The organism is Pseudoalteromonas sp. SD03 (assembly GCF_040937955.1).
In the GTDB taxonomy this organism is placed as follows: domain Bacteria; phylum Pseudomonadota; class Gammaproteobacteria; order Enterobacterales; family Alteromonadaceae; genus Pseudoalteromonas; species Pseudoalteromonas tetraodonis.
This window is the reverse complement of the sequence record NZ_CP162514.1, coordinates 2958280-2977559: the sequence shown is the minus strand read 5'-3', so window position 1 is coordinate 2977559 and position 19280 is coordinate 2958280. Positions and strand designations below refer to the sequence as shown.

The following is a 19280-nucleotide window of genomic DNA, read 5'->3' as shown; positions in this document are numbered from 1 at the left end:
GGGAGAAAAATAATGATTGAATCAATTATTAGATGGTCTATCGGCAATCGTTTCTTTGTTTTGTTGATTACCTTAATTATCGCGTTTGGTGGTTTGTATTCATTACAAAAAACACCAGTAGATGCACTCCCCGATCTTTCTGATGTGCAGGTGATAATTAAGACGAGCTATCCGGGACAGGCACCACAAGTAGTGCAAGATCAAGTGACGTTTCCCCTTACTACAGCGATGTTATCAGTGCCGGGGGCGCAAACTGTTCGTGGTTACTCATTTTTTGGTGATTCCTACGTCTATATCATTTTTGATGATGATACTGATTTGTATTGGGCTAGAAGCAGAGTACTTGAATACTTAAGCCAAGTAGCATCAAGCCTGCCTGATTCGGCAAAACCACAATTAGGACCTGATGCGACAGGAGTGGGTTGGGTATACATCTACGCTTTAACAGATAAGTCAGGAAACCATGATCTAAGCCAATTAAGAAGTATTCAAGACTGGTTTTTAAAGTATGAACTACAAACTGTTCCGGGCGTGTCTGAGGTTTCCGCCGTTGGCGGTATGGTTAAGCAATATCAGGTGCAAGTAGATCCTGACAAATTGAGAGCTTACGATATTCCTCTAAGTTTAATACAAATAGCCTTACAAAAAGGGAACAAAGAAACTGGCGCATCCGTTGTGGAAATGGCTGAAGCTGAATATATGGTTACCGCAACGGGGTATATTCAATCAGTTAGTGATATAGAGAAAATTCCACTTGGTATTAACGAACAAGGCACGCCGTTGCGTATTGGAGATGTTGCCAACGTTAACCTTGGTCCTCAAATGCGCCGTGGTATCGCAGAACTTAATGGCGAAGGCGAAGTTGTTGGTGGTGTTGTCGTTATGCGCTTTGGTGAAAATGCTCAACAAACCATAAATGGGGTAAAAGAAAAGCTTGAGTCGCTCAAATCTTCTTTACCAGAGGGGGTGGAGGTTGTCCCTGTCTATGACAGATCGAAGTTAATAGATCGTGCTGTTGATAACCTTTGGAGCAAGTTGCTAGAGGAGCTTGCAGTCGTGGCTATTGTCTGTGTGGCTTTCCTATTTCATCTTCGCTCATCTATTGTGGCAGTTATTACTCTGCCATTAGGTATCTTGGTGTCGTTCATTATCATGTATATGCAAGGCATCAATGCCAACATTATGTCTTTAGGCGGTATCGCTATTGCGATTGGTGCGATGACTGATGGTGCAATAGTGATGATTGAAAATATGCACAAGCATATGGAGAAAACACCACTAACAGATGAAAATCGCTGGCAAATTGTTGCTAAGGCTGCGAGTGAAGTAGGCCCTGCACTATTTTTTAGCTTACTGATCATTACAGTCTCATTCTTACCTGTATTTATCTTGGAAGCGCAAGAAGGAAGAATGTTCTCTCCGCTCGCCTATACAAAAACCTATGCAATGGCGGCATCAGCAGGTTTGGCGATCACATTGGTGCCTGTTTTGATGGGCTACTTTATTCGAGGCAAAGTTGTTTCTGAAAAGAAAAACCCGTTAAACCGATTATTGATTGCTATCTACATGCCTGTTTTAAAGCAAGTCATGAAGTTTCCAAAATCGACAATAGTAGCAGCAATATTAGTGACTATCGTTGGCTTTTGGCCTGTCGATAAAATTGGTAGTGAATTCATTCCGCCATTGGATGAAGGCGATCTCATGTATATGCCTACTACCTATCCCGGTATTTCAATTGGTAAAGCAAGGGAGTTATTGCAGCAAACAGACAAGCTTATTCGCACTGTGCCAGAAGTTGAAACTGTATTTGGTAAAGTAGGAAGAGCTGAAACTGCAACCGATCCTGCACCTTTAACCATGATTGAAACCTTTATTCAATTGAAGCCACAAGAGCAGTGGCGAGAGGGTGTGACTACTGAATCGTTAAAAGCTGAGTTTGATAAATTGGTTAAGTTTCCGGGCTTAACGAATGCTTGGGTTATGCCAATCAAGACCCGAATCGACATGTTAGCAACAGGCATAAAAACGCCTGTGGGTATTAAAGTCGCCGGACCAGAGCTTGATGTGATTCAGGAAATCGGCCAACAAATAGAGCAAATTTTACCCGAAGTTACAGGCACAGCATCAGTTTACTCAGAGCGAGTTGCAGGTGGACGATATATCAAGGTTGATATTTCACGCGATAAGGCAAGTCGCTTTGGGTTAAACATCGAAGATGTTCAACAAGTGGTTTCTACAGCTATTGGTGGTATGAACGTTACCCAAACGGTAGAAGGTCAAGAGCGTTACCCTGTTAACTTACGCTATCCGCAAGACTATCGAGACTCTCCTGAGCAGCTATCACGATTACCTGTTGTAACACCAAGTGGTCAACGCATTGCACTAGGTGATGTCGCAGATATTCGAGTTGAGAACGGTCCGCCGGGGATTAAGAGTGAAAATGCTCGTTTAAATGGCTGGACGTTTATCGATATAGACGGTGTTGACGTAGGTACTTATGTTGAAAGTGCAAAAATACACTTGGCTAATAATCTAAAACTACCAGCAGGTTATTCAATTACTTGGGCTGGGCAATACGAATATATGGAAAGAGCGAAAGAAAAGCTCACCTATGTATTGCCTTTAACACTCGCCATTATTGTTATTCTACTTTACTTAAACTTCAGAGCGTTTAGTGAGGTGGCTATCATTATCGTTACCTTGCCGATGGCGATGATTGGTGGCTTATGGTTGATGTATCTGGAAGGGTTTAACTTCTCTGTGGCTGTTGGCGTGGGCTTTATTGCTCTAGCTGGGGTAGCGGTTGAGATTGGTGTGATAATGTTGGTCTATCTCAATCAGGCACTTGCTGAGCTTAAGGAAAAAGCTGAAGAGCGAGCTGAACCTATCTCTGATGATGCATATCAAGATGCATTATTGCACGGTGCAGGCTTACGAGTTCGTCCAGTAATGATGACAGTTGCAACAATCATTATCGGCTTGATGCCCATTTTATATGGTACAGGAACAGGTTCGGAGATTATGAGTCGTATTGCTGCACCTATGGTAGGCGGAATGACAAGTGCTGTGCTACTCACTCTTATTGTGCTCCCAGTAATTTACTCAATCGTTAAAAAGCCAGAATTAAACGCCTTTAACAAGGAGCTTTCTAAGGCGGAGCTAAAAAGTAATGCTTAGCGAAGTTAAGAAACCATAAATAGCAATTTCAATAAACTAAAATAGAGGTAAATATGAAAAAACTAATTAAATTTTTAACCGTAATCAGTGTCGTTTTTAGTAGTGCGGTATTTGCGCATGTGCATCTTGAAAAAAGTGTGCCTGCTGATAATGCAATGCTAATGAATCCTCCAGAAGAGTTAACTTTGGTGTTCACCAAAGAGGTACGTGTTGTAAAAGTTTCATTGGCCAATAAACAAGGCGAAGAATTTAAATTTGGATTCGAGCCTTCTAAAGTCGCTACTAGCAAATTTACATGGAAACTACCTAAATTAGCTCCTGCAAACTATACTGTGGATGTAACCTTCTTAGGTAACGATGGTCATAAAATGAAACATAGCTTCGGCTTTATGGTTCACTAAAATAGGCGGTGTGATTGATATGGAAATGTATATCTGGAATACAGTCATTGTACTGTCAAAAATTGTATTTTACGTCGGCTTTGCCTGTATTGCAGGTTATACATTTTTCAGGCAAATATTTGAGAATAATGAATCTCATACTAATACTGTAATAGCGAATTTAACGTGGACAAGAACTTATATAGTTATGGCTTTGATCGCTAATATTACTTGGTTCTTTGCCAGTACTGGTGCAATGGCAGAAGAGGGAATTCAGGGGGCGATAGACGCTGATATATTGGCTATTATGTGGGACTCCTCTGTCGGCACTGGAGCTTTGCTTCGAGCGCTTGGGCTAGTTACCGCAATAATCGCTTTAGCTTTAAGGTTCAAACTCGCTGTGAACTCGTACTTAAAACAAAGCGCTTTAATGTTGAGTTTATTAATCCTTGCATACTCATTCACGTTACTGGGTCATATTTCTGAGTTAGGCACAATTGAAAAAGGCTTGCTTATTTTGCATGTGCTCGTTATGGCATGGTGGTTTGGGGCGTTATTGCCACTAAAACAGGCTTGCCATCAGCTAAGTTATGCAGAACTTCATTTGCTGATGGAAAGCTTTGGCAAACAAGCAAGTTTTACATTGAGCCTATTGTTGGTAGCAGGCCTCTGGCTCGTGATTCAATTGGTCGGAAGTCTTGATGCACTAATAAGCTCAAGTTACGGACAAACACTGTTGTTTAAATTGGCCCTTGTAGTGTCTATTTTGGCACTTGCTGCTAAACATAAACTAATACTCGTTCCACAACTTAAAAATAGTCAAGGCAGAGAGGCTTTATCTAAATCTATCTCGATAGAAATGGTAGTAGCTTTTGCCATTTTATCTGTAACTGCTGGGCTTACTAGTGTTGTTGGTCCTGCAAATTAAAACCTAAAAGAGAAAAAGAAAATGAAAACAATAAATATCCTACTCGTTTTATTAATGACGTTTAGTTTCGCAGCAAACGCTCATGGTGATAAGAATAAAGACAAAGGATTGTTTAAAGGTGTAGATACACCAGCCGCAAAAGTTGTTTTGGCATTTCATCAAGCACTTGAAACTGGCAATCAAAAACAGGCTAGAGCGCAGTTAGCGGATGATGTCACCATTTTCGAGGGAGGCCGCGTTGAAAGGAGCGCTGATGAATATGCTCATCATCATATGTTGTCGGATATGAAGTATTTAGCAGCGATGAAGAGCGACACACTTGAACATCAAGTGACGATACTTGGAAATACAGCTATCTCTGCCTCGCGTAGTCAAACTAAAGGTACTTACAATGGTGAAGAACGTGATTATCAAGGGATGGAAACAATGGTTCTCGAAAAGCAAAACGGTGAATGGAAAATTACGCACATTCATTGGTCACACTAATTTATTGGTCAAACCTCGGAGAGTAAAATGAGAATTAAAGATCCATTACATCAAATTTCTACACCGCGTAGACGCTTTGTACAAGGTTTAGCTGCTGGCGGTATATTAGCTGCTTTTCCAAGCATTCTTCATGCTGCTTCATCTTTAGTGGCTGGAACAATAACAGGTACTGTGCCCGAACTAAGTGGAGAAATAATAGATCTGGTGATAGATGAGTCACCCGTAAACTTCACAGGTGTTGTAAGAATGGCTACAACAATCAATGGCTCAATACCAGCTCCTACCTTGCGCCTCAGAGAAGGTGATGACGTTACTATCAGGGTAACTAATAAATTATCAGTGCCGAGTTCAATTCATTGGCATGGGATCATTCTTCCGTATCAAATGGATGGCGTACCGGGTATTAGCTTTAAAGGTATAATGCCGGGTGAAACCTTTGTTTATAAATTTAAGCTGCAACAAAGCGGCACATATTGGTATCACTCACACAGTGGCTTTCAAGAAATGACAGGTATGTACGGCGCATTAATTATTGAGCCAAGAGAAAAGGATATTATTAGTGCTGACAATGAGCATGTTATCCAATTGTCTGATTGGACTGATGATGACCCAATGGATTTGTTCCGCAAGTTAAAAGTACAAAGCGATGTATTTAACTTTAATCAACCTACTGTTCCAGAGTTTTTTGATGACATTTCAAATAGCAGCGTTTCAAATGCGCTACAACGCCGGGAAATGTGGAATAAAATGAGAATGAACCCTACAGATCTTGCAGACTTATCAGCATCTGCAATGACTTTTTTAATGAATGGTTGTGCGCCTTTGACAAACTGGCGTGGAATGTTTAAAGCTGGCGAAAAGGTTAGGCTTAGATTTATTAACGGTTCTAGCAATACGTTTTTTGATGTAAGAATACCTGAGCTGAAGTTAACAGTTGTACAAGCTGATGGACAAAATGTTGAACCTGTGACAGTAGATGAATTTAGATTTGGTCCCGGTGAAACTTATGATGTACTTGTCGAGCCAAAAAATGATGCATATACGATTTTTGCACAAAGCATGGATCGCTCAGGTTATGCTAAAGGTACTTTATCAATGGCACCTAATATTGATGCACCAGTACCTGCTCTAGATCCCGTTGAATGGTTAACGATGACAGATATGATGGGGAATATGGCCCAAGGTGGTGAGCATTCCGCGATGGCAGGTATGGCAGACATGTCGGGCATGAATTCTAATAAAATGGATCATAGTGCAATGGGTCATGGAGCGATGGCAATGGATCATAGTAAACATGGAATGACTAAAAACCCATTAGCTGTTGCTAGCACTAAAGTGCGTCATGCAAAAACAGAGTATGGAGCTTCTGTTGATATGCGTGTTGATATGCCTAGAACAAACCTTGATGATCCCGGTATAGGTTTACGTAAAAATGGACGCCGTGTTTTAACACTTGCAGATTTACATTCTCTTGAGGGAATTACAAACCAGCAAGAGCCAGAGGCTGAAATTGAATTACATTTAACTGGAAACATGGAGCGTTATAGCTGGTCATTTGATGGCTTGGAATTTGGAAAAAGCACGCCAGTTCACATGAAGCATAATCAACGTTTAAGAGTTATTTTACAAAACGATACAATGATGACACATCCCATGCACCTGCATGGTATGTGGAGCGATTTGGAGAATGAAAAAGGTGATGTACAGGTTCGTCGCCATACTATCCCTGTACAACCAGCGCAAAGAATTAGTTTTTTAACAACACCTCATGACGTAGGTCGCTGGGCATGGCATTGCCATTTATTATTCCACATGGATGCAGGTATGTTTAGAGAGGTAGTTGTATCATGAAAAAATTAATACTAACCAATACGTTAAGACTATTATTAATAGGTTTGCCCCTTATAAGTGTATCTGTATCTGCAAAAGATGAGATGACTGAGATGGGTGATTCTAAAATGCAAGCACAAGGTGGAGATGCACCTAAAGATGCTAGAGACCCCCATGCTTATGCAGCAGGTACAACTTTGACTGAAGGTCCTTATGCACTCAGTAGCGACAAACGACTGACTTTGGCAGATGAGCATTCATTTTACGCGCTACTAGGGGATCGTCTTGAATATAATGAGCAAACAAACGCAGGTGTTTTTGACTTTCAGGCATGGTATGGCACTACTTTTGACAGGTTAGTCATAAAAACCGAGGGTGATTTTAGCAAAGGAAATCTAGAGGAGAACCAAACAGATATTTTATGGGGCCATGCTGTTTCAACATATTGGGATACACAAGCAGGGATTCGGTTTGATTACAATAAAGACGGTGAAAACCGACAGTGGCTAGCTTTTGGCCTTAGGGGGCTTGCTCCATATTGGTTTGATCTCGACATGACTGGCTACTTGGGCGAAAAAGGCAATACAGCACTATCGCTTAGAGCGGAATATGAGCTATTACTCACACAAAAGTTAATTGTTCAACCACGTGCAGAGTTAACGCTTTACGGTAAGGACGACGTCCAAAATAACCTTGGTAGTGGTTTATCGAGCAGTACTATTGGTTTTCGGGTTCGTTATGAGTTTACCCGCCAGTTTGCTCCCTATGTTGGCGTTGAGTGGACAAATAAATTTGGTAATACAGCCGACTTTGCGAAGTTAAATGGGCAAAGTACTCGTGATACTGCTTTTGTTGCAGGTATCAAGTTCTGGCTCTGATGTGAAGAAATACTATATTGACTTGATGAGAGCTACCGCAACTATATTGATGGTAGCTTTCGTTTTTTGGGATTTAAACCATTTTAGTTATGTTAGGAAAGGCCTAGCTAATAGTTTTTTTGGAAAGAACTAAGAGCAGTAATAGTAAGCTACTTCTTGTTTTCAATCGGTGCCAGTCTGGTGTATACCTATCAAGGTGGAATATCAGCTAAGAAGTAAAGTTGGCGAATGGTTAAGGTTAAAGAGTCAAGGCAAAAAACATCGCCATTGAAAGACGTACAATAGGCCATTTTATCACTTTTGATGAACGGGAATTGGATGTGCCCGGGATAGAACCGATTGTTGCAAAGTACTGCGCTTAAAGCTGAACAATTGGAAAAATGATCCATTACTCAATACCTAGTTATGAGCGTAGGGTTTTTATTTCTTTTAATGGTGCTCATGCTTGGCTTCAATCTCATGAGTATAAATTAGACACCCCTTTTATACTTGTGAAGTTAAAGCTGTTTAAAAAAGTAAAAAGTAAAAAGTAAAAAGTAAAAAGTAAAAAGTAAAAAGTAAAAAGTTTAGGTTTTAGTTCAAAGGTTGATCAAGATCATAAAATTATTTTTATAAAGTGGCTAATATTGTAGGTGATAAATAAGGAATTAAAATGTTTGGACTTTTCAAGTGGTTTAAAATAGTGGTAATTACTCTGTTGCTTACGCAGCATGGCTTTGCTATTGCTAAACCAATGAATTGTGAAGAACATCAAAATGGATCTTCCGACACGCATATTATACAACCAAGCAAAAATATGCATCATCAATCAATGAATGACAATAGTCACTATCACACTGAAAATTCGCAAGATTCTAAAAACCGTCATGGTGATGAAGACTGTGAAAAATGTAAAGCTGGTGATTGTGTTTGTTGTGAAGGCGGTTTTTGTACAAGCTTTCATTTAAATGCCTATCTTGTGGAAGCGCAAGACGAAGGTATTTGCAATATTCATTCTGAGCTAATTCTACAGCGTATACCCCTACCAAAATCTGGTATCCATCTCTTACTTTATCGTCCACCAATTATTGGCTAATCACGGGATCAGTGCGCCTTTTTTTCGCCAGTCCCATCAAAAATAAAACGATTTACTGATTGGTTTAAATTACCAACCGTTTTGAACAATTAGCACAATATTTTTTGGAGGCATGATGAACATGCTCAAACTATTGCTATTTACAGTACTTAATGCTGTCGATTTTGACCGAGATTTCTCTTTTACCAAAAAATTAGTTTTTAGCTTATTCACTAGAATTAGTACTTGACCTGTGTCTTAGACACAGGTCTAAGCTGAAGATGAGAGTACAAACTTAGCTAAAAAACTGAGGAGTGAATATGAAAGTTGCGGAGCTGGCAAAAAGCCTTGGAACGACTGCTGATACGGTGCGCTATTACACCAGATTAGGATTGTTAAAACCTGCTAAGTCAGTGAACGGCTACAAGTCATACTCGAATAAAGAAGTATCGAGACTTAAATTCATTTTAAGTGCCAGAAACCTTGGTTTTTCCGTTGCAGATATCAAGGAAATTATTAATGAATCTGAAGATGGTAAAAGTGCGTGCCCATTAGTCAGAAGCCTGATCAAAGAGCGGCTTGAAGAAACAGAAAAGCAGTTTCAAGCAATGTTGGCACTTCGAGGAAAAATGTCTTCTGCGCTTTCTCGATGGGAAGAAATGGAAGACAAAGCACCGACTGCAAACATGGTTTGTCATCTCATCGAAAACTTTGAGCAAATTAAAAAAGCATAGGAGGAAAAAGGGTGGCTACTAACACAAATATAAAAACTGAATCAGGCTGTTGCTGTCAGGCAAAAGCTCAATCCTCTTCGTGTAAAAGTAAGGAGAATACGTTGGAGAAAGTATCACATAACCAACAGCTTATCATTGAAGGTGCTGGGTGTGCTAGCTGTGTAGGCAAAATTGAAGGGGCGTTGAAGGCAACTCTTGGAGTCGTCAGTGCGGAAATGAATTTTGCTGATAGGACAGTAACAGTTTATGGGACAGCTAAAACAAAAGAGTTGATCAAAGCTGTTGAGTCAGTGGGGTATAACGCGAAGCCAATTGATGATAGCTCAGCAACAGATGCGCTTGATGAGAAAGAGGCTGCGGATTTTGCATATTACAAAAAGCTAATGCGCGATACGTTTATTGCCCTTTCACTCGGCGTTCCTTTGATGATCTACAGCATTGTAGTTGGAGAAATGACGGTTGAAACAAACCTTGAACGAATTTCTTGGTTGGTTGTAGGCATTTTAACTTTTGGTGTTATGTATTTTTCAGGCAAGCATTTCTATGTAGGAGCATGGAAGAGCTTCAAAAATCATTCAGCCAATATGGACACCCTAATTGCTTTAGGAACAGGCACGGCTTGGTTGTATTCGATGGTTGTCGTGTTTGCACCTGACGCTGTTCCATTGATGGCACGGCATGTTTATTTTGAAGCTACCGCCATGATCATTGGCTTAATTGATTTAGGTTTAGCATTAGAAATCAAAGCCAGAGGTAAAACCTCTGAGGCCATTAAACGTCTTATCGGCTTGCAAGCCAAAACAGCAACCGTGGTTCGTGACAACAAAGAAGTTCAGATAGGTATTGAGCAGGTTTTATTTAACGATATTGTGAAGGTAAAACCGGGTGAAAAAATTCCCGTCGATGGCGTGGTATTGGAAGGACACACCTCTATTGATGAGTCCATGCTGACAGGCGAACCTATGCCTGCTGAAAAAGCTGAAGAAGATGAGGTTGTCGCAGGTACTTTGAACAAATCAGGCATGATTTTATTTAGAGCCACACGCGTTGGTAAAGACACGGCGCTTGCACAGATCATCAATATGGTGAAACGAGCACAAAATTCGAAACCGCCGATTGGCCGTTTGGCCGATGTTATTTCAGCTTTTTTCGTACCTGTCGTGATGATCACCTCTGTGTTAAGTGCGCTAGCATGGCTTAACTTTGGACCTGAGCCAGCCATTGCTTTTGCCATCGTTTCAGCAACTACTGTGCTTATTATTGCCTGCCCGTGTGCTTTAGGCTTGGCAACACCCATGTCTGTCATGGTGGGAGTAGGAAAAGCAGCAGAAGCCGGAGTGCTTATTCGCAACGGTGAGGCACTGCAAACCGCCTCTAAAATCACTGCCATGATTTTAGATAAAACGGGCACTATTACTGAAGGGGCACCTAAGGTAACCGATATTATTTTAGCAAAAGCTACTGACGAAAAAGACGTACTACAGCTTGCAGCAAGTTTAGAAAGCGGCTCAGAGCATCCTTTAGCGCAAGCGATTGTTGAAAGTGCGTTAGATCAGGATATTGAGTTACTAAAAATTGAAGCCTTTAACGCCATTACGGGTTTTGGTGTAGAAGCAAGCTGCAACAACAAAGCCCTGCTTTTCGGAAACGATAAACTAATGAAGTTAAAAGGCATAGACCTCACAGGCTTTGTTGAACAAGCACAGTCTTTAGCCAAAGAAGCCAAAACACCTATGTACTTTGCTGTAGATGGTGAACTTGCAGCAATCATTGCTGTTGCAGATCCTATCAAGTCAGACTCAATCTCTGCTATCAAACGGCTTCAGGCTAATGGTATACGCGTCATCATGTTAACGGGTGATAACAAGGAAACCGCTGCCGCCGTAGCTAAAAAAGTGGGTATTAGTGAGTTTCTTGCTGAAGTGCTGCCAGAAGATAAAGCCAACAAGGTGAAAGAGCTACAAGAAGGCGGCGAAATTGTTGGTATGACAGGAGATGGCATCAACGATGCTCCTGCGCTAGCGTTAGCCGATGTTGGCTTCGCCATAGGCACAGGGACTGATGTAGCTATCGAAAGTGCTGACATTACCCTAATGCGTGGTTCACTTCATGGCCTTGCTGATGCCATAGCGGTAAGCAAAGCTACTTTACGAAATATCAAACAAAACTTGTTTGGCGCGTTTGTCTATAACGTAGCCGGGATTCCTTTTGCTGCGGGGGTTCTATATCCCTTCTTTGGCATTCTGCTTAGCCCTGTAATTGCAGGTGCTGCAATGGCGTTTTCGTCATTGACTGTAGTGTCAAATGCAAATCGACTTCGCTTTTTTAAAGCAAAAGAGCATTAAGGAGAATCACAATGATGGTTATTAACTTATTAGGCTTAATGTTAATCGCGCTGATTGTTTGGTGGTTTTGGCTATATAAACCCAATAAAACAATCGTTCAAGGTAATGAAGTACTCATTGAAGTGAGGGATGGTGTGTATTCCCCATCCTCAATTCAGGTGTCTGCTAGCCAACCTGTCACTCTGAAGTTTATGCGCAAAGATCAATCCCCCTGCGCTGAAACAATGCTTATTCCTTCATTGGATATAAGCGAACAGCTTAAATTAAATGAAATTACTCAAATTACCCTATTGAACTTATCACCGGGAGAGCATGAGTTTCACTGTCAGATGCAAATGTATCGCGGTGTCTTAAAAGTCGTTTAGGAGGGCAATATGAAAAATCAACACCCTAATTTTTGGTCAACACCTACAGGCTGGGCTGCACTGGCACTTATTGCCGCAGTGACCTACTTCTTAGTGCTTGAGCATGGTCAACATATGCTGCAATTTCTTCCCTACTTGATTTTATTGCTATGCCCCTTGATGCACGTATTTATGCATGGCAGTCATGGTAAACATGGTCACGATCATTCACATGCGCCTGATGAAAAAAAGGAAGAGAGCTTTCAAGAACTCACGGATAAAAATGCAGCCTATCGCGATGGCTACATACAAGGGTTAGAAAAGGCACGTAAGGAATCACATAAAAAGGAGAGCAGTGATGAATGAAACATATGATTATGGCTTATGGTCAATGGTGATACTGAACTCAGCAATTTTTATCTTTTTTGCCTTTAGTTTTGTCAAACCAAAAACATCAACTGATTGGAGAAGTCTAAGCGCGTTCTCTGCCTTTATTGTTGCCCTATTTACTGAAATGTATGGCTTTCCTTTAACTATCTATTTTCTGTCGGGGTGGCTGACGGAGACCTATCCAGAAGTAAATTTCTTTGCGCATGAAAATGGGCATTTATTACATACTTTCTTTGGATTTCAAGGTGATGCCCATTGGGACCCATTTCATATAGTGAGTATGGTGTTAATTGTTGCAGGTTTCTTTATGTTGTCTTCAGCATGGAATGTATTGCATCACGCGCAAAAACATCATCAATTGGCTACAACTGGATGGTATGCAAGGTGTCGCCACCCACAGTATGTAGCTTTCATTCTAATCATGTTCGGCTTTTTATTGCAGTGGCCGACAATCCCAACACTTGCGATGTTTCCGATCTTAGTCGTTGTTTACGTCAAGCTAGCGAAACGCGAAGAAGCACAAGCGATTGCTGAGTTTGGTTCGGAGTACCACAGGTATATGGAATCGACACCAAGTTGGATCCCAAATTTTAATAAAAGTGTAGAAGGTAAAAATCATGAAAACGTTAACTAAATCAATTTTATTTATTAGTTCACTACTTATAACCACTAGCTCATTTGCCCAAAACAATGAGCATAAGCATGAAGGTGCGAACAAAGCTGATATGCATCAAGGCATGGCAATACCACATGAGAACATGGGAGAAATGCACAAAAAGATGATGGAAATGAAAAAGGAAGTCCATGCCATTAAAACTGAAAAAGATCCTGAAAAGCAACAGCAGATGATGGTTGAACATCACCGTTCAATGATGAAGATGATGCAATCCATGCACAAAAACATGGAAGAAATGCCAATGCATCAACAAATCAAGATGGCTGAACATCATTTAGAAATGATGGGGAACATGATGCCGCAGATGAACCGTAAAATGGAAGAAATGAAAGATAGCAATCAACAGCATTCACACAAACATTAGGAGAAAAATTATGAGCGATTTAAATCATAGAGTTGGCGTTAAAGAGCAAAATTTAGTTGTTCGAAACCTAAAGCTTAGCAATGTCACAGAAGAAAGCTGTGACGAGTTAGTAAAAGAAATAGATCAGCTTTTTGGTATAGATGAAGTTAGTTACAACATCAAAGAAGGTGAAATACACCTTGCCTATGATGCCGCAAACGTAAGCCTTGATGGGATTGAGGAGGTAATCCGTAAGTATGGCGCAGATGTTCATGATGATTGGTGGACACATACTAAAGAAAGTTACTATAAATTTGTTGATCAGAACATCAAAGATAACTCTGTTCATAAGCCTTGGAGTTGTCATCAAGCACCTTCGGGGGCTGGCCGGAAAAACAAATGAATTCATAAAAAAGTGTATAGATAATTAGTTAGTCAAATGAGGTAACAGTGATGAAAACACCCTATATAAAAGCTCTTTTATTGCTTACATTCGGTTTATATTTAGTGGGTTGTTCCAATACCACTTTTTATCATAAATACATGATGAGAGGTCAGGTAGTAGAAAGTTCTGATAATCGAACTCTAATCTGTATTGGTGCTAAGCATGGCGCAGAGGTTGGGCAAAAATACAGTGTTATTAGATTCCATGAAAGAATAGTATTGAGTGAAGGTGAAGATCCCTACACTATCGAAAAGGTAGGAACGGTACAAATTACTAAAATTGTGAATGATCATTTCGCAACTGTAAAGCTAGTGTCTGGTGACATTGCAGCGAAAGATATGGTGGAACTTGAAAACTAATAAAGTGGTGGCGAAAGCCACCACAAGAGCATAACAATAAAACTTAATGAAAAAACTTTAGTGTTATTTTGTACAACCTTTGAGATTGTTTGCTCAGTTCTGGTTATCTTGATGCCAGTACGACAGAAAAAATGTTACATATGAATTAGAAAGGTGTGGGCTGGCATCCTAGGTCTAATATTAACAGTTAAGGGGCCGCCGAATAGAGCTATACCTTTACATCAGCAGCATAATCAATGCTCCCGCGATCATAAATAAGTTTTCAGATAGCGATACAAATCCAAGTGGCACACTGCTATCGCCGCCTACACAGGCACACTTTAACTGGCGTTTGTCGATGTAAACGGCTTTGAAAACTGAAATTGCTCCAACTGTGCCGATAAACAATGAAAATGGTGCCACTGCGAGAGGCTGTAGTTGGGCAACCATACCAATACCTGCATATGCTTCAATGAAGGGATAAATATAACCATATCTTATCCATCTCATCGCTAGTAAATCATAAGTAATAAACGAATTTGTGAAACTGTATAGGTCTTTCAGTTTTTGCACCGCTAAGAGCGTCATTGAAAAAGCTATAAATAGCATCAGTGTTCTGATGGAGATAAATGAGCCGGAAGCAAAATGTTGAGATGCGACAGCAAGAAGTGCAGCTATCGAGAAAATGGCTACAACGGGCGTGTAGGTTGTGCCAGTTTGACCTGCTTCATCTTTACCAAAATACTCTCTTAAGTCATCGTATCCTCCGACACGCTTTCCTTCAATAAAGGTTTGTGGCGTAGTTTTGACATCATGCTTAGCTTTGAAGTCATCAGCTTGTTGTCTTGACGTGAGCTTATGATCTTCTACATCATACCCTTGCCTCTCCAGCAAATCTTTCGACCTTAAACCATAGGGGCAGATATGTTCGTCAGTGACCATTCTGTACAGGGTAGCTGTCTTAGTCATCTTAGTCTCCTTTGTTCAGTGTGCCTTCAAACTTTGGGAGCGGTCGTTGCTCAGCCTGAGCTTGTGAGCTGACCTTTCCATTTTCAGAAATATCTTTAATCAGCCATTCCATTTCTTTTATTTCTTTTCGTTGGGCTTTAATAATACCATTTGCCAATTCACGCACGCGTACATCCTCCAAAGTTGAATGCTCACTAGTAAGAATAGCAATGGAGTGATGAGGAATCATCGCTTTCATGTAAGCAGTGTCAGAAATTGTGCTTTGAGAGCGAACAAGATAAAGACATATGGCAAACAGTATTGTCGCCAATAGAAAAATAGCCATGTTGAGCTTCTTGTTACTGTACATGCCAAGCATAAAGGCCAGCATGATCATTGCCATACCTGCTCCCATATACAACGCCATATAGATACGCGTTTCACTAAACCATATATGTGATACTGCGTAAGTGTTGAGATACATCATGACAAACATAGCAATGGTTGAGGTGATGATCATTGCAGCAAATCTTGAGTATTTCATAAGTAATCCTTACATTGATAGTGTAAATATTTCCCACTGTTAGCCTATTATTCTCTACATGTGGTCATGTTCTCGAAAAAGTGCAAGTAATGAGCCAGTATCAATAAGAGTATTTGTAATACGATTGACTCAATTTCAGCTTATATCTAAAGTTTAAGTTTTGAACTTATGATAGACACAGGCTAAATTGGCTTTAGTTAACAATCTAATGGGAGAACTCAAAGCACTACAAGCTGAGCTTCAACAAATGGCAAGCTCGTGTACAAGTGAAGCGTGTGAAATAATTAAGTCACTTTATAGTTAGAATTGTCATTCATTTTCTATCCGTAGTGTACGAATTTCTATTTTTTATTACGTTCATGTACGAAATTTATTTAATATACTTTCGTTCATTTAATTGTTAAGGTGTGCGAAAGTTACAGGTTTCGTATATATGAAAGTTGGTTTTGCAAGAGTTTCAACTAAAGAACAAGATTTAAATGTTCAACTGTCCAAGTTGGACGCTCAGGGCTGTGAAAAAATATTCCAAGGCAAACAGTCTGGTGCTTCGATTCGAAATGAAGAAAAGCTTTAGGAACTCATCGACTTTATCAGGGAAGGTGATGAAGTTATTGTTACTCGCCTCGACCGTTTGGGACGGTCGTTAAAATCTATTCTTGAGGCAATTGAAAGCATCCATAAGAAAGGTGCTTGTTTGAATATTATCGACGGCTCTCTCAATACCAAAAATGATAATCCGTTTGCCACTGCCATGATCAACCTATGTGGAGTATTTGTGACTGTGCATAATGATTGAGATTGATCTCATTTTAGACTGAAAGGTTTTAAAGGGATGCCGCCAATCTCTCTTTTTATGAAAGTATGATTTTTTAATCATAATATCTGAGACTCAATCAGTTATATTACGATAATTTGATGCTATTTGCTAACGGCAGCTCCTCCGACATTGCGGACATTAGCATCAATGAATACCTTATGATTTCACTTAGCCAAAAGCGGAAGTTAGCTTTTGAGTTATTAACGAAAATTCAGAGTGTAAAGCAGACGTTGAAGAGTCAATAATAAACTTCAATTTAAACACTCTAGTGCATTAACGGCTGCAACTAATTTTGTCGTTCTAGAATTGGCGGAATTTTGCTGTTCCATATGAGAAGTAAACACACCAGTCACCATTCAATAGTTTGGCAAAACCTTGTGTGACTCATACTTGTGATACCGCTGACATGAATTTGTCAGCATTTCTTCCGTTTTTATCTGTCCACATTTAGGACATGCAATAGTCGATTAATGTTCTATATTCTGCCCGTATGCCTCTAACAGAGTTTATCTAGTGACTTAATGATCCCGCATGCTTCAATAGTATTGTTCGAACCACAAGCACTAGCCATCTGTTGTAATTCAGCTTTAAGCGCCCTTAATTCTTTCATGCGTTTATTCACTAGTGCAAGTTGCTGATCAATTAATGCATTAACGCTAGAGCAGCTTTCTTCTGGCTTATTTTTTAATTCGATAAGACGTTTAATATCATTGAGTGATATATCTAGGCTGCGACAATGTTTTACGAACTCCAATTGTTTAAGTGCTTTACTATCATACAGCCTGAAATTACCTTCTGAACGGTTTGGATTTAACAGTAATCCTTCTCTTTCATAATATCTAATCGTTTGTATTGAACAGCCCGATTTTTTAGACAATTCGCCTATTTTCATCAATTTCCCCCAGACATTTGACTCTATAGTTACTATAGAGTCTATAGTATAAGTATGCAACGAAAAGGATATATAAAAAATGACTGAGAAATATTTAAACAATACGAATATCGTTAATTTTGAACACAAAGATATCCAATCCTTGATCGATCAACGTAGGTGGAAAAACTTGGATAACTTCAACAAAATTGGTGCCGCTTATCAGTTTGTAAAAGATGAGATTTTCTTTGGTTATAATGAAAGCGATGATATTGCAGCAAGCGATGTGCTAGCAGATGGTTATGGACAATGTAATACTAAGGGTAATCTGTTAATGGCACTATTGCGTGGACTAGGCATTCAATGCCGATTTCATGGGTTTACCATAGACCAGCAACTACAAAAAGGTGCTATCCCAAGCTATGTATTTTGGTTAGCACCTAAATACATCATTCATAGTTGGGTAGAAGTTTACTTTGAAGGGCGTTGGATAAACTTAGAGGGCTTTATATTGGATGAGCAATACTTAAGCTCTCTACAGGAGAAATTTGACCAAGTAAAAGATGATTTTTGTGGTTATGGTGTTGCAACAAAGTGCTTTTCATCACCAGATACAGATTGGCGTGGAGAAAATACCTATATTCAAAAAGAAGGTATTCATGATGACTTTGGGCTTTATGATTCCCCTGATGAGTTCTATCTCGAAAAAGGGACTAACTTGTCGGGGTTCAAACGCTGGATATATCAACGCTTGATACGTCACTTGATTAATATGAATGTATCAAAACTAAGAAATAGAAAAGTACTAGAGGTACAAAATGCACAACCATAATCATAGTCATCAACATGGTAAAGATGACCGTATTGGTTGGGCATTTTTCCTTAATGTGACATTCACTATTATCGAATTTATAGGTGGTTGGCTCACTAACAGTACGGCGATAATGGCAGATGCAGTTCATGATTTGGGTGATAGCCTGTCTATAGGGTTTGCTTGGTTATTGAGTCGTTTTTCAAATAAAGAAGCATCAGATAGGTTTAGTTATGGTTATCGTAGACTTACTCTCTTTGGCGCATTGATAAACAGTATTGTTTTAATCATTGGCTCAATTTGGATTTTATTTGAAGCAATTCCAAGGCTGTCCAATCCTGAAATGCCTGTAGTCGAGGGGATGTTAGGGCTAGCGATACTCGGCGTTGCCGTTAACGGATATGCTGTATTAAAATTAAAAGCGGGTGAAACATTAAATGAGAAAGTGCTGACATGGCACCTTCTTGAAGATGTACTTGGATGGGTTGCCGTTCTTATAGTCTCTATCGTACTGTTGTTCGCTGAACTGCCGATATTAGATCCCCTTTTATCAATAGGGTTCACGCTGTTCATCTTGTTTAATGTTTTCAAAAACCTGAAATCAACACTCGTTTTATTTCTTCAAGCTGCACCCGATAAAGAGACTCAAAAGCGTATTAAACTATCACTAATGGAATTTCCTGAAGTTAATGGTATCCACCACATGCACTTTTGGTCACTAGATGGTGAAAGTCACGTTTTAACAGCGCACCTTGAGCTGAGTGACAACTTTGACGTTAAAGAATTAATTAGGCTTAAACAAGAAGTTGCAGCTAAATTATCTTCCTATCATTTATCGCATACAACGATAGAGTTTGAGTTTTTAAATGAAAATTGTCGGGATGAAGCGCAGTAAGCTTTATCAATAAAATGTTGGGCATACAATATAAAAAGCAGCTTAA

20 protein-coding genes and 1 pseudogene are annotated in these 19280 nt (G+C 39.8%); 18 read left to right on the top strand and 3 right to left on the bottom strand.

The annotated features are described in order from the left end of the window. The first annotated feature begins 12 nt into the window (after nucleotides 1-12). The 15 genes from ABZP26_RS13920 to ABZP26_RS13850 all read left to right on the top strand — a co-directional run bounded on the left by ABZP26_RS13920 (nucleotide 13) and on the right by ABZP26_RS13850 (nucleotide 14369). Nucleotides 13-3177: an efflux RND transporter permease subunit gene (locus ABZP26_RS13920; RefSeq protein WP_016899201.1), complete on the top strand. Its 3165-nt coding sequence runs from the start codon at nucleotides 13-15 to the stop codon at nucleotides 3175-3177. Nucleotides 3178-3230: 53 nt separating this feature from the next. Then, nucleotides 3231-3578, top strand: a complete 348-nt coding sequence (locus tag ABZP26_RS13915) for a copper resistance CopC family protein (RefSeq protein WP_008132134.1) — start codon at nucleotides 3231-3233, stop codon at nucleotides 3576-3578. A gap of 19 nt (nucleotides 3579-3597) precedes the next feature. Next, nucleotides 3598-4485, top strand: a complete 888-nt coding sequence (locus tag ABZP26_RS13910; protein WP_016899202.1) for a copper resistance D family protein — start codon at nucleotides 3598-3600, stop codon at nucleotides 4483-4485. A 21-nt stretch (nucleotides 4486-4506) separates the two neighbouring features. Next, the gene (locus ABZP26_RS13905) at nucleotides 4507-4971 is read left to right on the top strand and encodes a DUF4440 domain-containing protein (protein ID WP_016899203.1); all 465 of its coding nucleotides are present in this window, start codon (nucleotides 4507-4509) and stop codon (nucleotides 4969-4971) included. Nucleotides 4972-4998: 27 nt separating this feature from the next. Further along, nucleotides 4999-6822, top strand: coding sequence for a copper resistance system multicopper oxidase (locus tag ABZP26_RS13900; RefSeq protein WP_013465888.1), 1824 nt, complete (start codon nucleotides 4999-5001; stop codon nucleotides 6820-6822). Next, nucleotides 6819-7679 carry a copper resistance protein B gene (locus ABZP26_RS13895; RefSeq protein ID WP_016899204.1) on the top strand — a complete coding sequence of 287 codons (861 nt, stop codon included), beginning with the start codon at nucleotides 6819-6821 and terminating at the stop codon, nucleotides 7677-7679. The genes ABZP26_RS13900 and ABZP26_RS13895 overlap by 4 nt, the downstream gene beginning before the upstream one ends. A 652-nt stretch (nucleotides 7680-8331) precedes the next feature. After that, nucleotides 8332-8754: a hypothetical protein gene (locus ABZP26_RS13890; RefSeq protein ID WP_010558026.1), complete on the top strand. Its 423-nt coding sequence runs from the start codon at nucleotides 8332-8334 to the stop codon at nucleotides 8752-8754. A 299-nt stretch (nucleotides 8755-9053) separates the two neighbouring features. Further along, nucleotides 9054-9467, top strand: coding sequence for a MerR family transcriptional regulator (locus ABZP26_RS13885; protein ID WP_008467855.1), 414 nt, complete (start codon nucleotides 9054-9056; stop codon nucleotides 9465-9467). Between the two features lie 101 nt (nucleotides 9468-9568). Continuing rightward, on the top strand, nucleotides 9569-11812 hold the full coding sequence (locus ABZP26_RS13880; protein WP_008467856.1) for a heavy metal translocating P-type ATPase: 2244 nt from the start codon (nucleotides 9569-9571) through the stop codon (nucleotides 11810-11812). 11 nt (nucleotides 11813-11823) lie between these two features. Beyond that, nucleotides 11824-12177 (top strand): cupredoxin domain-containing protein, encoded by a 354-nt coding sequence (locus tag ABZP26_RS13875; protein WP_004589267.1) that lies wholly within the window; start codon nucleotides 11824-11826, stop codon nucleotides 12175-12177. A 9-nt stretch (nucleotides 12178-12186) separates the two neighbouring features. Next, nucleotides 12187-12522: a DUF2933 domain-containing protein gene (locus tag ABZP26_RS13870; protein WP_008467859.1), complete on the top strand. Its 336-nt coding sequence runs from the start codon at nucleotides 12187-12189 to the stop codon at nucleotides 12520-12522. Continuing rightward, nucleotides 12515-13180, top strand: coding sequence for an isoprenylcysteine carboxylmethyltransferase family protein (locus ABZP26_RS13865; protein ID WP_008467861.1), 666 nt, complete (start codon nucleotides 12515-12517; stop codon nucleotides 13178-13180). The genes ABZP26_RS13870 and ABZP26_RS13865 overlap by 8 nt, the downstream gene beginning before the upstream one ends. Beyond that, entirely contained in the window at nucleotides 13164-13586 is a 423-nt protein-coding gene (locus ABZP26_RS13860) for a hypothetical protein (protein WP_008467863.1), read from the top strand. Before ABZP26_RS13865 ends, ABZP26_RS13860 begins: the two co-directional genes overlap by 17 nt. Before the next feature lie 10 nt (nucleotides 13587-13596). Then, nucleotides 13597-13968: a hypothetical protein gene (locus tag ABZP26_RS13855; protein WP_008467865.1), complete on the top strand. Its 372-nt coding sequence runs from the start codon at nucleotides 13597-13599 to the stop codon at nucleotides 13966-13968. Between the two features lie 50 nt (nucleotides 13969-14018). After that, nucleotides 14019-14369: a hypothetical protein gene (locus ABZP26_RS13850; RefSeq protein ID WP_004589646.1), complete on the top strand. Its 351-nt coding sequence runs from the start codon at nucleotides 14019-14021 to the stop codon at nucleotides 14367-14369. Between the two features lie 216 nt (nucleotides 14370-14585). Here the strand turns inward: ABZP26_RS13850 and ABZP26_RS13845 are convergent, their stop codons facing one another. Next, nucleotides 14586-15317: a MauE/DoxX family redox-associated membrane protein gene (locus ABZP26_RS13845; RefSeq protein ID WP_008109669.1), complete on the bottom strand. Its 732-nt coding sequence runs from the start codon at nucleotides 15315-15317 to the stop codon at nucleotides 14586-14588. 1 nt (nucleotide 15318) lies between these two features. After that, nucleotides 15319-15840 (bottom strand): DUF305 domain-containing protein, encoded by a 522-nt coding sequence (locus ABZP26_RS13840; protein ID WP_008109672.1) that lies wholly within the window; start codon nucleotides 15838-15840, stop codon nucleotides 15319-15321. A gap of 433 nt (nucleotides 15841-16273) precedes the next feature. Here ABZP26_RS13840 and ABZP26_RS13835 point away from each other — a divergent pair. Then, nucleotides 16274-16636: pseudogene (locus ABZP26_RS13835) on the top strand (recombinase family protein). Nucleotides 16637-17153: 517 nt separating this feature from the next. On the opposite strand, the gene cadR reads toward ABZP26_RS13835, so the two are convergent. Beyond that, on the bottom strand, nucleotides 17154-17549 hold the full coding sequence (gene cadR / locus ABZP26_RS13830) for a Cd(II)/Pb(II)-responsive transcriptional regulator (protein ID WP_016899209.1): 396 nt from the start codon (nucleotides 17547-17549) through the stop codon (nucleotides 17154-17156). 79 nt (nucleotides 17550-17628) lie between these two features. On the opposite strand from cadR, the gene ABZP26_RS13825 reads away from it, so the two are divergent. Then, nucleotides 17629-18360, top strand: coding sequence for a transglutaminase family protein (locus ABZP26_RS13825; RefSeq protein ID WP_005245162.1), 732 nt, complete (start codon nucleotides 17629-17631; stop codon nucleotides 18358-18360). Continuing rightward, the gene (locus ABZP26_RS13820; protein ID WP_008109680.1) at nucleotides 18347-19234 is read left to right on the top strand and encodes a cation diffusion facilitator family transporter; all 888 of its coding nucleotides are present in this window, start codon (nucleotides 18347-18349) and stop codon (nucleotides 19232-19234) included. Before ABZP26_RS13825 ends, ABZP26_RS13820 begins: the two co-directional genes overlap by 14 nt. Nucleotides 19235-19280: the final 46 nt, after the last annotated feature.